Origin of the sequence: Allochromatium humboldtianum (assembly GCF_013385175.1) — a bacterium.
Lineage (GTDB): Bacteria > Pseudomonadota > Gammaproteobacteria > Chromatiales > Chromatiaceae > Thermochromatium > Thermochromatium humboldtianum.
In genome coordinates this window covers 63766-76939 of record NZ_JABZEO010000002.1, presented here as the reverse complement: position 1 = coordinate 76939, position 13174 = coordinate 63766, and the positions used below count along the sequence as shown (strand labels likewise).

The following is a 13174-nucleotide window of genomic DNA, read 5'->3' as shown; positions in this document are numbered from 1 at the left end:
AGGGATAGCGCACCGCGCGGAGCGCGGTTAGGCGGCCCGCCTCGCGTCCTCCGTTACAGGTTTGGGTTGAACGGTGTAGCCATAGCCGTCGGCGCGTTGCAGCAGACGGCAATAGCGATGTGAAATGCCTGCGACCGTGCCGCCGGGCGTCTGGACGTTGAACGACCCCGTGCGCCGGATGGCCACGCGCCCGACATGCACGCCGGCCTTCTTGCCCTTGGGCACCTCAGCGCGCACCCAATCACCGGTCTGGAAGCCATGGACGCGCTTGGGGCGCATGAGATAGCCACGCGGAAAGCCGTTGTTGAACGTGCGCGTGCGGCTGTAAGCGCCGCGCCCGGTGGCTTTGATCGCCAACACCGGACGATTCCAGCCCCGGACCTGATCGACAGCGCCGACACAGGCGGCATCGAGGGCATGGGTTTTGGGGATGTCCAGGCGCGTGCGATTGAACTTGGTCCGTCCGCCCGAGCCGGTCTCGACGGCAAACCCCGTGGCCTTCAGGGCGGCGAACAGTGCCCAGCGCGTCGCATTGACGGCGGCGGCGTCCTGGAGCGGGGCTTTGGCCTGCGCCTGGATCTTGTGCAGCCGCGCCGGTTGGCGCTTCAAAAAGTCCTCGATGGATCGGCTCCCCTTGCGCTGATTACAGGGCCGGCAGGCGAGCGTCAGATTCGAGACGCGATCGGAGCCACCTCGGCTCTTGGGTTGGATATGCTCGATCTCCAGTGGGACGTGCGTCGCGCCACAATAGGCACAGGTCCGGTTCCACTTCTCCAGCAGATATACACGGACCTCGTAACCGGCCAGTTCGCCCTGTTGGTATTCGACCCCGCTGATCTCCGGGTTCTGGAGCGCCTGGGTATCGAAGCGCACCAGCTCCTGACTGAGGGCGCTGATCGGGGCGAGCCGGCGCAGCCGCTCCACCCAGTTGACGGTGGTGTCGAGCCGATGCTGTAACGACGGCGGCAAACAGCCCGCGCGACGGGTGCGATTCAGGAAGCGCGCTGCCCGGTGGCGGGTCTTGCGAGCGCGGCGCGCCCGGCGGTAGTGACGCCGTTGCTCCAACGCCTCCCGGATCGCCTGACCGCGATGCGCCAGTTCCCCGAACCACAGCCCATGCTCCAGGCGCTCGACCGCGCCCGTTTCAGGATCACAGGTTTCGGATTCGCGCACCAAGGCCAGCCCGGTGGTCCGGCTCCCCGGATCGAGCTTCAGGCGCAGTGGTTGAACCGCGCCGCCGATCCGGTCCTTCAGGCGAATAGTAAAGGGGGCCAGACGCACCACCACCGCGCGTCCGCGCTCCAGTAACAGCCGCGCGCGTTTCTCCGTGCACGGCATCAGTGGCGTCTTCTGTTTGTCGAGTACGAATACAGCCATCGATCTGTTCCCAAAATTGCCCTTACGGGCCTAGTGACGGAGCCTTACGGCTCGCTCCCCTCGGGAATGTCTGCAACCGGCTCCCGCCTCGCGGCGGCGATCGGAACCTTCGGCGCTTTACCTTTCGCCTGCCTGATCCCGACCTTCCAGGGTCCGGGACTGAGGAAGCATCCCGGAGTGGGTCTTGACGACCTGTTGCAAACGGAGCGGACTTGCACCGCTGTCCCTGGTCAACCCGGCTTGCGAGTGGCCTCACAAGCCCCCGCCTTCAGGCGGGGGTAGTTGACCGTGTCCTGTTGTGCTTTTGGGTGAGTAGAGTTCGAAACTCTACTACAAACCGCCACTTAAAAGATTTTCACTTCTTGTATCCGGCTCATTGATGATCGGTTAGGTACCGCCCGTTTTGCAGCCGCCCCGGAGCGCGTCCTAAATCTGGTTGGTCACCTAAAATGACCAACGAACGCTGGTGTCAAGCGATACGGGCGTTCGATGCGTATGGAATAACGCGAGTCTGGTGAGACGCGACTTGGACTCTGCGGCGGATCAAGTCAATGTGGCGGGGAATGTGGTCGAGCGGCGGTCGGTAGTGACGGCCAATCACACTCAGGCCGTAGCCGCGCAGGCCGGAATACGACTCACGAGTGCGGCCTTCCTTGTGAACTGTTAGATTTTTTATTAAATTATCTAACACAGAGGCCACCATGAACACATCTCAAGCCATCCGCGAGCGCATCGCGGCTCAACCTGTTGGAGCACCGTTCACCCCGGCCCTATTTGCAGGGTTGGGGTCGCGTGCGTCCATTGATCAGACCCTGATGCGCCTGACCAAGGAAGGTCTCATCGAACGCCTCGGCCGTGGTCTCTACACCGTCCCCAAAACCAGCCGTTTTGGTCTGAAAACCATGCCCTCGCCAGAAACGGTGGCGCAGACGGTAGCGGCCACCGAAGGAGCCTCCATCGAAATGCACGGAGCCGAAGCCGCTCGTCGTTTTGGTTTCAGCACCCAGGCGCCGGCCCAGCCGGTCTTCTACACCACCGGCTCGTCTCACACCGTGCGGATGGGCAAGCTGAAGGTACGACTGCAGCACGTCGCGGCGCGCAAGCTGGCACTGGCCGGTCGTCCAGCGGGCCAGGCCTTGTCCGCACTCTGGTACCTCGGTCGTCGGCAAGTCACGCCGGCCACGTTCGAGCGTATTGCCGCCAAACTGCCGCCGAGCGAATTCGAGGCTTTGCGTAGCGCCAAGTCCTCGATGCCGGCCTGGATGGTCGAAGCCCTTCGCCGGTATGAGGAAGGCACGGTGGCGCATGGCTGACATCCACCGCGAGCACTACTTCGACCTCCCCGTCAGCGATCAAGCCGATGTGCTCCAGAGCCTGGCGCCCGTGATGGGACGCCGGGCCGAGATCCTCGAAAAGGACATTTGGCTGTGCCAGGTGCTCGACATCCTGTTTCAGCTTCCATGCCGCAAGCCCATGGCTTTCAAGGGCGGCACCTCGCTGTCCAAGGTCTACAAGGCGATTGAGCGCTTCTCGGAAGACATCGACGTCACGGTCGACTACCGCAGCCTGGTAGCCGATGCACCTGAACTGGAATCCATCACCAGCAACAGCCGGCGCAGCAAGTTGTCGGACACATTGAAAGCGGCGCTCACTCGGCATGTAATTGACGAGCTGGCGCCGGCATTGCAAGTAGCGCTCGCTTCGGCGTTGCCCACGCAGACCCCCAGCATCGAGGTCAGTGATGACGCCGAGAAACTGTGGGTGTTCTACCCCAGCGCCGTAGAAAACACCGACAGCTACGTGCGGCCGAGCATCCTGATCGAATTCGGCGGTCGCAACTCGACCTTGCCGCAAAGCACGCTGGCTATCACGCCCGATATTGCCGAACACGTCCCTGACCTGGCTTTGCCGATGGCGCAGGTGTCGGTGTTATCGGCCGCGCGTACCTTTTGGGAGAAGGCGACGCTGATTCATGTGGAGTGCCATCGCTCGAACCTGAGACCCAGTGCGGAGCGACTATCTCGCCATTGGTACGACCTCGCACGTCTCGCGGATCACGAGGTCGGGCAACAAGCTTTAGGTGATTCGGATTTGCTGCGCGACGTCCTGCGCATCAAGGAGACTTTCTACCGAAGCGGTTTCAGTCACTACGACCGATGCATCGCGGGTGGCCTGCGGCTGATTCCCGATCAGCCACTGCTGGACGCTTTACGCCAGGATTACCAAGCGATGCTGGCTGCACAGATGTTCTACGGCGACACCCTGGCATTCGAGACCATCGTGGCACGCCTGCGGCAGCTGGAAGCTGAAATCAACAGCATTGGTCGCCGCTGAAGCGGCCTACCAAGGCGGGGAGGAAAAGAAAGACATCTACGTCAGCGCGACCTGGAGGCGATCACCCCGACGATTCTCGCCCGATATGCTTTGGGAGACTGGGGCGATTTGGACGAGGAGGACTGCCAGCAACTACCAAGCCCTCAAGGACGGCTCTCGGCTGCTGAGCGCCTACCGGATTCACGATGACCTGAAGGTCTGGGTCATCACCAAGTGAGACCGCTCGGCAACGACGATTCTGCTGCCGGAGGACTACTGATTACCGCCTTCAGCAGTGTGCCGGATAATGTGCCGGCACACCGCCGACACGGGTATAAACAGGGCAGATCAGGGCAGGTTTGCACAGTGCGCGAGCGGCTAACCTGTTGAATATAAAGCGAATCGAGGCTGAATTGCGCATTCGTAATGCGTGGGTCAGCGGTTCGAATCCGCTCATCGGCTCCATGAATTCAATAGCGATGTGCCGCCCTGAACATCGCCGGCTCGCCCAGGTATGTCTTAGATCGTGCCGGCGAGAGTCTTCGATCCCAGTGCGCTCCAATGCCTTTCAAGCCTCCTACGGCAGACCGGGCGTCCGGCACTCGGCAGCTTCGATCAGCAACGCCCGAAACGCGGCGAATATACGGTGCATCGCGGCCGGTTTGTAGGGATATAGATCGATCGGGTCCATGTCGTGAACCACCATCGCCGGGTCGACCTCGAAGATCAATAGCCGCCCATCGGCGGTCTCGGCACAGTCGATCCCCAGATAGTCCAAGCCGAATGCCGCGTGGATGGCGGCCAGAGCCTCGTCATGACGTCGGGCGAAATCCCGCTCGAAGCCAGCCATGAACGCGGCTTCCTCGGCACGCTTGGCGGCGCTCTCGTCCATGCCGGCGTTGAGATAGTGGATCATCCAGTGATCCGAGATCCCCATGTGGACGGCAAAGGGCCGACCATCGATCAGGACGACGCGGAATTTGCGAAAGCGTCCATCGGGACTGCGATAGTCGACGAAGGGCGAGACGAAGAACGCCTGACTCGACTGGCCGTCGAGGGCAGCGAACAGCGCCTCCGGAGTATCGACCTTGGTCAACCCCTGCCCGGCATGAGAATCGAGCGGGCGCACCAGCAGTGGGAAGTCGAGTCCCGCCCCCCCCTCCCCGCCCGCCAATACCCGGAGTCGGTCGCGATCGAGACGCGCCGTGAGCGGTGCCACCAGTCCCGACCAGCCCTGGAGCCGCAGGCAGGCCCGATCGCGCGCCACATCGAGAATACGGCGCGGATCATTCAACACAGGTCGCGGCCAGTCGCGCAGATGCGACGCCCAGGCTTCGAGCAGCGGCCGATTGGCCTCCGATTCCCCGATGGCGACGAAGAGCAGATCATGCTCGGGGAGGTCGGCCGGATCCGGCGCATCGGTCGACACATAGTAGAGATCGAGTTCGATGTCGCTCCCATCGAGCAGACATTCGACCGGCACATTGGCCATGATCGCGCCCGGCGCCATGAGCGCCAGCAGCCTGAGCCGCGCCGGGCCGGTCGTCGCGCGAATCCGATACTGCCGCTGTTGCCCGAGCGCCTCGCGCTGGAGCCTCAACCCCATCTCCGCATTGCCGAGACACTGCAGGACGATGGATGCATCCAGCAGCGCCGCGCTGTCGCTCGGATCGTCCGCCGCGCGCTGCAACAGCGACTGACCGAAGGGCGCCAGATCCTCGCCCGCCAGCGCGAGCCGCAACCATTTGGCGAGACCGAGAAAGGTCGACATGGCCGATTCAGCCTCCATGGCGCGCGAAGTCCACCATGAACCCGGCCAGCCGCTCGACGGCTTCGAGCGACATCCCGTTGTAGATGGATGCACGGATGCCGCCGAGCGAGCGATGCCCCTTGAGTCCGCTGAATCCGGCCGACTCGGCCCGGCGCAGGAAGTCGGCCTCGCGCTCAGGCGTCGGCAGCCGGAAGACGACGTTCATCCGCGAGCGGTCCGTCGGATTCGCCCAGCCCTCGTAGACGTCCGGATAACGGTCGATGACCCCATAGAGACACTCGGCCTTGCGGCGATTGAGCGCGTCCATCCGCTCCAGCCCGCCGATGTCTTCACGCAGCCAGCGCAGGACACGCGAGACCACATAGATGGCCAGGACCGGCGGCGTGTTGTAGATCGAACGGGCCTGGAGATGGGCGCGATAGTCGAGGATCTCGGGGATTCCGGGCGGCGCCCGATCGAGCAGCGTGCGGCGGATGACGACCAGCGTCACCCCGGCCGGCCCCAGATTCTTCTGTGCATGGGCATAGATCAGATCGAAGCGCTCGGGATCGAAGGGGCGCGAGAGAAAGTCCGACGACATGTCGCAGACCCGCCTGACCCCGTCGAGTCCGGGAATGTGATGGAACTGCACCCCCTCGACCGTTTCATTGGAGACATAGTGCAGATAGGCCGCCTCGGGCGAGCACGCCAGCTCGTCCGCCGTCGGCAGTCGGCGAAAGCCCGACCCCTGACGCTCGCCATCCCAGAGCACCCGCACCTCCCCTTCCAGCCGTGCGGGCGCAATGGACTTGGCGCTCCAGTAGCCGGTCCGCAAATACTCGGCCGCCCGTCCCGAGCCGCGCAGCAACAGCATGGGCACCATCGAGAACTGGAGCGTCGCCCCGCCCTGGAGCAAGAGCAGAGCATGACTGTCGGGCAGATCCAGGAGCGCGCGGAGATCGCGCTCGGTCTGCTCGACGAGACCGGCGAACCAGTCCGAGCGATGACTGATGCCCAGGATCGAGAGTCCGACCTCGGGCACGGCCTCGATCGCCTGCCGGGTCTCGGCCAGCACCACCGCCGGCAACGCGCCCGGTCCCCCCGAGAAGTTGAGCGCGTTGCGATCGAAAGCGGTTTCAAACGTCATGAGCTGTCCTGGGTAAGGGTCAGGCCGAGAGCCGTTCCGCGTCGGCGACCAGATTGCGGAAGCTCCGACGCAGTTTGGAGAGCTTCGGCGCGATGACCGCCTGACAGTAGCCCTGAGTCGGATAGCGGCGATAGTAGTTCTGATGATACCCCTCGGCCGGATAGAATGTCGGCACGGGTTCGATCTGGGTGACGATGGGGTCCGGCCAGATCCGTCCGGCATTCAGGCGCGCGACCACGGCCTCAGCCAGGGCACGCTGCTCGTCGTCGTGATGGAAGATGACCGATCGATACTGACTCCCGACGTCCGCCCCCTGACGGTCGCGCGTGGTCGGATCATGGGTGGCGAAGAAGACGTCCAGCAGGGTCTCGTAGTCGACCACCGCCTCATCGAAGGCGATCCGGACCACCTCGGCGTGCCCGGTGGCGCCGGTACAGATCTGTTGATAGGTCGGATTCGGGATCTGCCCGCCGGCATAGCCCGAAACCACCGACTCGACGCCCTGGATCGCTTGAAAGACGGCTTCCAGACACCAGAAACACCCACCACCGAATGTCGCCTCGCGTATCGCCATGACTCACCTCCCATGTTGGCTATGAAACTCGAACCGCCCGCGCGCTTGGTACAGGCCGGAGTCATCCAGGTAGGGTCGCCCGCCTGTTCTGCCAAGACTTGCAATGACGCGCCCTGTGTGGCTGGACGCCCAGCACCTGCCCGGCACGGACACGCCCCATGAGCGCCGAGCGCATCCGGGTGCGGGGGCTGGTGCAGGGGGTCGGATTCCGCCCGACCGTGTGGCGTCTGGCCCATGAGCTGGGACTGCTCGGTGACGTGCGCAACGATGGCGAGGGGGTGCTGATCCGACTCCAGCCGGCCGACCCGACCGATACGGATGCCATCGAGAGTTTCTGCGCCCGGTTGCGCGCCGAGTGCCCGCCGCTGGCACGGATCGATGCCGTCGAGCGTACCCGCCTGGAGAGCCGGCTCGACACCACGACCTTCGCCATCCTCGGCAGCGACGCCGGCGCCGTCCACACCGGCATCGTCGCCGATGCCGCGACCTGTCCGGCCTGTCTGGCCGAGATCCGCGATCCGACCGATCGGCGCTACCGCTATCCCTTCACCAACTGCACCCATTGCGGGCCGCGCCTGAGCATCGTGCGCGGCATTCCCTATGATCGCGCCCGTACCAGCATGGCCGCCTTTCCGATGTGCGCGCGCTGTCGGGCCGAATACGCGAACCCGGCCGACCGGCGCTTCCACGCCCAGCCCAACGCCTGCCCGGACTGTGGGCCGCAGGTGTGGCTGGTCGATGCGGCTGGGCGGGAGATCGTACCGGCGGAGCTGGACGCGCCGGACGCCATCGCGGCGGCCAGTCGCCTGCTGACCGAGGGGCGAATCCTCGCGATCAAGGGCATCGGCGGCTTCCATCTGGCCTGTGACGCCACCCATGCCACGGCGGTCGAGACACTGCGCCAACGCAAGCGACGCTTCGCCAAACCGTTTGCGCTGATGGCCCGTGATCCGGACGTGATCCGGCGTCATGCGCGGTTGTCCGAGCTGGAGGCCGAATGGCTCGCGAGTCCGGCGGCGCCGATCCTCCTGCTCGAACGCCGCTGCGATTCCGATCTCGCCCCCGGCATCGCGCCCGGTCAGTCCACGCTCGGCTTCATGCGGCCCTACAGTCCGCTGCATCATCTGCTACTGGCCGATTGGGACCGCCCGCTGGTGATGACCAGCGGCAATCTCAGCGACGAGCCGCCGTGCATCGACAATGCCGACGCCCTCGCCCGTCTGAGTGGTCTGGCCGATCACCTGCTGCTCCACGACCGTGACATCGTCAATCGGGTCGACGACTCGGTCTGGCGCCTCATGGACGGCCGCCCCCGCCCACTGCGGCGCGCACGCGGCTATGCGCCGGCGCCGATCCGACTGCCGCCCGGATTCGCGTCGACAGCGCCGATCCTGGCCCTGGGCGGTGAACTCAAGAACAGCTTTTGCCTGATCCGCGACGGCTCGGCGATCCTCTCGCAACATCTGGGCGATCTGGAGGAAGCGCGCACCGCGCGAGAGTATCGCGCCACGCTCGCCCTCTATGGCGAGCTGTTCCAGCATCGCCCCGAGATCCTGGCCGTCGACCGCCATCCCGACTATCACTCCACGCAGCTCGGGCGCGCCTGGGCCGAACGCGAGGGATTGACGCTGATCGAGGTCCAGCACCATCACGCCCATCTGGCCTCGGTGCTGGCTGACAACGACTGGCCGCTGGACGGCGGCGCGGTGCTCGGCATCCTGCTCGACGGCCTGGGGCTGGGCGAGGACGGGACGCTGTGGGGCGGTGAGTTCCTGCTGGGGGACTATCGGAGCGTTCAGCGGGTCGGACATCTGACGCCGGCGGCCATGCCAGGCGGCGTCCAGGCCATCCGCGAGCCCTGGCGCAATCTGCTGGCGCGGCTGGAGGACGCCGGCGGCTGGGAGCACTGGCGCGCACGCCATCCCGATCTCGAGGTGATACGGCGTCTGGAAGCCCAGCCGATCGGTCTGGCACGCAACCTGATCGCGCGCGGTCTGAACGCGCCCCGCTCGAGTTCGGCCGGTCGGCTGTTCGATGCCGTGGCGGCGGCACTCGGCCTGGGTGGCGAGACACTGAGTTACGAAGGACAGGCGGCGATCGAACTGGAGGCTCTGGCATCGACGTTTGCACGGACATCCGGCACCGAGTCGGGCTATGTCTTCGATCTCGACTGTTCGAACCGTCCCTGGCGTCTGGACCCGGCGCCGCTGTGGGACGCGCTCCTGTCCGATCTGGAGCATGATCTGCCACCGGCCTGCATCGCGGCGCGGTTCCACCTTGGTTTCGCCGCCGCCATCAGCGACATGGGCGCACGGCTGGCGCGGGATCTCGCTGTCGAGACCATCGCACTCTCGGGGGGCGTGTTTCAGAACCGACTGCTGCTGGAATCGGTCGCCGGTGGATTACGCGACGCAGGACTGACGCCACTCGTCCATCGCCGGCTACCGGCCAACGACGGCGGACTGGCACTCGGTCAGGGATGTGTCGCGGCCGCGCTGACGGGCGACGCGGCCGGCGCTTGAGCCGGTCAGCCTTCGCCGTCTGGCGCGATCGTGTCGAGCACCTGACGACGCCCCTTGTCGTCCATGGCGCGGAAGGCTTCGACGAGCTGGCGTTCCTCGGGACTGAGCGGACCACAGTCGTCGAGCATCAGCAGCCAGGCCGGCGTCACGTCGCCGAAGGCCTCGGCCAACTGACAGGCCGCCTCCAGCCCCATGCGGCGAATCCCCTGCTCGTAGTTGCTGATCCTGGACTTGGAGAACTGGTCCTGGGTGCGCTTGGAGAGATCGTTGAGCGACCACCCGCGCCGCATGCGCTCGGCGCGAAGACGTTGTCCGATCCGTGCTGAGAGTTGGGCGAATTCTGCTTCCACTGTGCGATGACCCCGCTGTTTGTCTAGTTGATTATCGATGCGTGATTGAGTTGTCGTCGCAAACGACTTTAGCAAATCCGACGCGAATCGCGGTGCGCGTTGGGCTATGATCGGGCCGAACAGCGGCGCTCGGCGCCGATTCTCAGCCCGAGTCGGGCGCCGTCTCCATGCGCGCCCGCTCCTTCGTTCCAATCCAGACTGGGTGTCACATGTTAAGAGACTGGTCCGACGTCTACTCGATCGGCATCACCGAGATCGACGAGCAACACCGTGGCTTCTTCGAGGCCGCCCACCGCCTGTACGAAGGCATCCTCGATCGCGAGGGCCGCAACGCCGTCGTCGAGGCGATCGCCTTCATGCGCGACTACGCCAACCGTCACTTCCAGACCGAGGAGGTCTTCATGCGCGAGCACGACTACCCCGGACTCAAGGACCACCTGCGCCAGCACGCGGCCTTCTTCCGCCGTCTCGACGAACTGGAGAACGATCTCATGATCTTCGGTCCCAGTCAGGATCTGGCCGACCGTGCACTCGACATCACCCAGGACTGGCTCATCGATCATATCGCCGATGAGGACATGCTGTATGCGCTGCATGTCAAGACCGAGGACTCCAGGGCGACGGTCTGAGGCTCCCACTCCGACACGAAGCGGGTTCGCGTGTGTCTGGTGGACAAGCATAGCGCAGTCCGGCCGGATTTTTTCACTGTCATCGAAGGGAGAGACTCGTCGTCATGCGCTCATCATCCAAACCCTTGCTGTCGTTGCTGCTCGTGGTGCTGCTGCTCGGCTGTGGCGCCGAGGACCGCAAGCAGGCGTATCTCGAACGTGGAATGGAACTACTCGCCGCCGGCGACCCGACACGCGCGCGCCTGGAGTTCAAGAACGTCCTGAAGATCGATCCGAAGGATGCGATGGCCTGGTTCCAGCTCGGCGAGACCGAGGCGGCGCGCCAGGAATGGCCCGCCGCCTACGGCGCCTATTCCAAGGCCATCGAACTGGACGGCACGCTCGTCCAGGCGCGGCTCAAGCGCGGACAGTTGCTGTTCGACGCCAATCAGACCGAAGACGCGCTGAAGGACGCCGAGGCCGTCCTGCAACGCACGTCCGACGATCCCGAGGCCTTGGCCCTGCGCGGCGCCATCCGCGCGCGCCAGGACGATCTCGCGGGTGCAACGGCGGATGCCAAGGCCGCCCTGGCGCGTGATCCCGATCATCGCAATGGTCTGTTGCTGCTCGCCGAGATCGAGCGCGCGCGCCAGAATCCGACTGAATCCATCCGACTGCTCCAGCAGGCCGTCACCGCCCATCCGGATGACGTCCGGCTGCGTCTGTCACTGGCCAGTCTCTACCAGGATCAGAGCGACACGGCCGCCGCGCGCGAACAACTCGAACGCATCCTGACCATCGAGCCGGGCGAACTCATCCATGTCGCGCGTCTGGCGGCCTTCCTGGATCAGACCGGCGACAAGGCTGCGGCCGAATCCGTACTGCGCCAGGGCGTCGCCGACAAGCCGGATGAACTCCAGCCCAAGCTGCTGCTGGTGGAATGGACCGGGCGCGAGCGCGGCGCCGAAGCGGCCATCGAATTGCTGGAGACCTATGTCGAGTCACGCCCGGACGACCAGGAACTGCGTTTCGCGCTGGCCGACGTCCAGCGTGCCTCGGGCCGGACGGACGCCGCCGAGGCGGTCTACCGGGACATCATCGAGCGCGACCAGCTCGGACCTGATGGACTCAAGGCGCGCAACCGACTGGCCGCACTCAATCTGTCCGCGCAACGCACGGACGCGGCCGAAGCCCTGCTCGCCGAGGTCTTGACCAAGGACATGCGCAACCATGAGGCGCTGGTGCTACGCGCCGCCATCGCCCTGGACCGGAACGACACGGCGCGAGCGGTCGCCGATCTGCGCGATGCGCTCCAGAGCGACCCGAACGACACGCGCGCCCTGATCATGCTGGCCAAGGCGCATGAGCGGCGCGACGAGCCGGCACTGGCCCAGGACGCGCTCGACCGTGCGATCGCCGCCGCGCCGAACGACCCCATCGCCTATCTGGAACTGGCCCAGCTCAAGGCCGACAGCGGAGACCTGCCGGGCGCCACGACCATCCTGGAACGACTCATGGAGAAGGCGCCCGACAATGCGCTCGCCCAGAGCGCGCTCGCTCGCATCCAGCTCGGTCAGCAGGACTGGACGGCGATGGAGAAGACGGCCAAACGCATCCTGGAGTCCAATCCCGAGCACCCCTTGGGATATTACTTGAACGGACTGCTGTTGCAGCGTGAGGGGCGCGACGCCGAGGCCGTCACGCAATTCGAGACCGCGCTCGAAAAGCGTGCCGATGCCGTCGAGCCGCTACTGGCGCTGGCGCGCGCCCACATGACGCTGGGTCAGTCCGATCGGGCCGAGGCCAGGGTGCGTCAGCTTCTCGACAACGAACCTGTCAATGCCGCCGGCCTCAATCTGCTCGGCGAGATCCAACTGGCTTCTGGGCGCTTCGACGAGGCACGCGAGCAGTTCCGTCAGCTCATCGCGCTCTATCCGACCGTGCCGGGCGCCTACGCGCGTTTGGCCGATCTCCAGCTCCGGGCGGGCGATCGCGACGGGGCCGTCGTGACACTGCGCACCGGCCTGGATTCGACCGAGCGCAACCCCTTCCTGCTGTTCAGGCTCGGGATGCTGCTCCAGGAGACGGGACAGGAGGACGAGGCGATCTCGGTCTATGAGGAAGTCCTCAAGACCAACCCGCAGGCCGAGGCAGTCATCAACAATCTGGCTATGCTGCTGGTGAACCATCGGCGCGATGATCCAGAGGCCCTGGCGCGCGCACGCGAACTGACCCAGGACTTTGCGGGTTCGGATCAATGGGTGCTGCTCGATACGCTCGGCTGGGTGCAGTTCCGTTCGGGCGATGCGGATGCGGCCCTGGCGACCATCGAGCGGGCCTCCGCCATGGTCGACCCGATGCCTGCCGAGATGCTCTATCACCTGGGTCTGATCAAGGCCGGCCTGGGCCGAACCGACGAGGCCCGTCAGGCGCTCGCGCGAGCGCTGGAATCAGGGGAGACCTTCCCTGGCATCGAGGAGGCGCGCGAAACCTTCGAGCGCCTGTGAGGCCGCTCAGCCCCTCTCCCCTTGCG

General features: G+C 65.2%; 10 protein-coding genes. 5 read left to right on the top strand and 5 right to left on the bottom strand.

What is annotated here, in order from left to right:
• Window positions 1-27 precede the first annotated feature (27 nt).
• Complete coding sequence (gene iscB / locus HW932_RS02825; protein ID WP_176974986.1) at window positions 28-1377, bottom strand: RNA-guided endonuclease IscB; 1350 nt, start codon at window positions 1375-1377, stop codon at window positions 28-30.
• 701 nt (window positions 1378-2078) lie between these two features.
• Between iscB and HW932_RS02820 the strand changes: the two genes are divergently transcribed.
• Together HW932_RS02820 and HW932_RS02815 are read left to right on the top strand one after the other, a co-directional pair.
• Window positions 2079-2690 (top strand): DUF6088 family protein, encoded by a 612-nt coding sequence (locus HW932_RS02820; RefSeq protein WP_176974985.1) that lies wholly within the window; start codon window positions 2079-2081, stop codon window positions 2688-2690.
• Window positions 2683-3711, top strand: coding sequence for a nucleotidyl transferase AbiEii/AbiGii toxin family protein (locus HW932_RS02815; RefSeq protein ID WP_176974984.1), 1029 nt, complete (start codon window positions 2683-2685; stop codon window positions 3709-3711). The genes HW932_RS02820 and HW932_RS02815 overlap by 8 nt, the downstream gene beginning before the upstream one ends.
• A 556-nt stretch (window positions 3712-4267) precedes the next feature.
• On the opposite strand, the gene HW932_RS02810 is transcribed toward HW932_RS02815, so the two are convergent.
• The 3 genes from HW932_RS02810 to msrA are packed head-to-tail and all read right to left on the bottom strand — an operon-like array spanning window position 4268 to window position 7161.
• Window positions 4268-5461, bottom strand: a complete 1194-nt coding sequence (locus HW932_RS02810) for an ATP-grasp domain-containing protein (RefSeq protein WP_176974983.1) — start codon at window positions 5459-5461, stop codon at window positions 4268-4270.
• 7 nt (window positions 5462-5468) lie between these two features.
• Complete coding sequence (locus HW932_RS02805) at window positions 5469-6587, bottom strand: phosphoserine transaminase (RefSeq protein ID WP_176974982.1); 1119 nt, start codon at window positions 6585-6587, stop codon at window positions 5469-5471.
• 19 nt (window positions 6588-6606) lie between these two features.
• Complete coding sequence (gene msrA / locus HW932_RS02800) at window positions 6607-7161, bottom strand: peptide-methionine (S)-S-oxide reductase MsrA (RefSeq protein ID WP_176974981.1); 555 nt, start codon at window positions 7159-7161, stop codon at window positions 6607-6609.
• A gap of 158 nt (window positions 7162-7319) precedes the next feature.
• On the opposite strand from msrA, the gene hypF reads away from it, so the two are divergent.
• Entirely contained in the window at window positions 7320-9683 is a 2364-nt protein-coding gene (hypF, locus tag HW932_RS02795; protein ID WP_176974980.1) for a carbamoyltransferase HypF, read from the top strand.
• A gap of 5 nt (window positions 9684-9688) precedes the next feature.
• Here the strand turns inward: hypF and HW932_RS02790 are convergent, their stop codons facing one another.
• Window positions 9689-10033, bottom strand: coding sequence for a helix-turn-helix domain-containing protein (locus HW932_RS02790; protein WP_176974979.1), 345 nt, complete (start codon window positions 10031-10033; stop codon window positions 9689-9691).
• Between the two features lie 209 nt (window positions 10034-10242).
• Between HW932_RS02790 and HW932_RS02785 the strand changes: the two genes are divergently transcribed.
• Both HW932_RS02785 and HW932_RS02780 read left to right on the top strand, forming a co-directional pair.
• The gene (locus HW932_RS02785; protein ID WP_176974978.1) at window positions 10243-10662 is read left to right on the top strand and encodes a bacteriohemerythrin; all 420 of its coding nucleotides are present in this window, start codon (window positions 10243-10245) and stop codon (window positions 10660-10662) included.
• Between the two features lie 104 nt (window positions 10663-10766).
• Window positions 10767-13148, top strand: coding sequence for a tetratricopeptide repeat protein (locus tag HW932_RS02780; protein WP_176974977.1), 2382 nt, complete (start codon window positions 10767-10769; stop codon window positions 13146-13148).
• Window positions 13149-13174 lie beyond the last annotated feature (26 nt).

What these genes read in the sequence shown, in the direction of transcription:
- HW932_RS02805 (WP_176974982.1), bottom strand. Translation starts at nt 6,587, where the DNA reads ATGACGTTTGAAACCGCTTTCGATCGCAACGCGCTCAACTTCTCGGGG.
- HW932_RS02785 (WP_176974978.1), top strand. Translation starts at nt 10,243, where the DNA reads ATGTTAAGAGACTGGTCCGACGTCTACTCGATCGGCATCACCGAGATC.
- HW932_RS02815 (WP_176974984.1), top strand. Translation starts at nt 2,683, where the DNA reads ATGGCTGACATCCACCGCGAGCACTACTTCGACCTCCCCGTCAGCGAT.
- HW932_RS02820 (WP_176974985.1), top strand. Translation starts at nt 2,079, where the DNA reads ATGAACACATCTCAAGCCATCCGCGAGCGCATCGCGGCTCAACCTGTT.
- msrA (WP_176974981.1), bottom strand. Translation starts at nt 7,161, where the DNA reads ATGGCGATACGCGAGGCGACATTCGGTGGTGGGTGTTTCTGGTGTCTG.
- HW932_RS02780 (WP_176974977.1), top strand. Translation starts at nt 10,767, where the DNA reads ATGCGCTCATCATCCAAACCCTTGCTGTCGTTGCTGCTCGTGGTGCTG.
- iscB (WP_176974986.1), bottom strand. Translation starts at nt 1,377, where the DNA reads ATGGCTGTATTCGTACTCGACAAACAGAAGACGCCACTGATGCCGTGC.
- hypF (WP_176974980.1), top strand. Translation starts at nt 7,320, where the DNA reads ATGAGCGCCGAGCGCATCCGGGTGCGGGGGCTGGTGCAGGGGGTCGGA.
- HW932_RS02810 (WP_176974983.1), bottom strand. Translation starts at nt 5,461, where the DNA reads ATGTCGACCTTTCTCGGTCTCGCCAAATGGTTGCGGCTCGCGCTGGCG.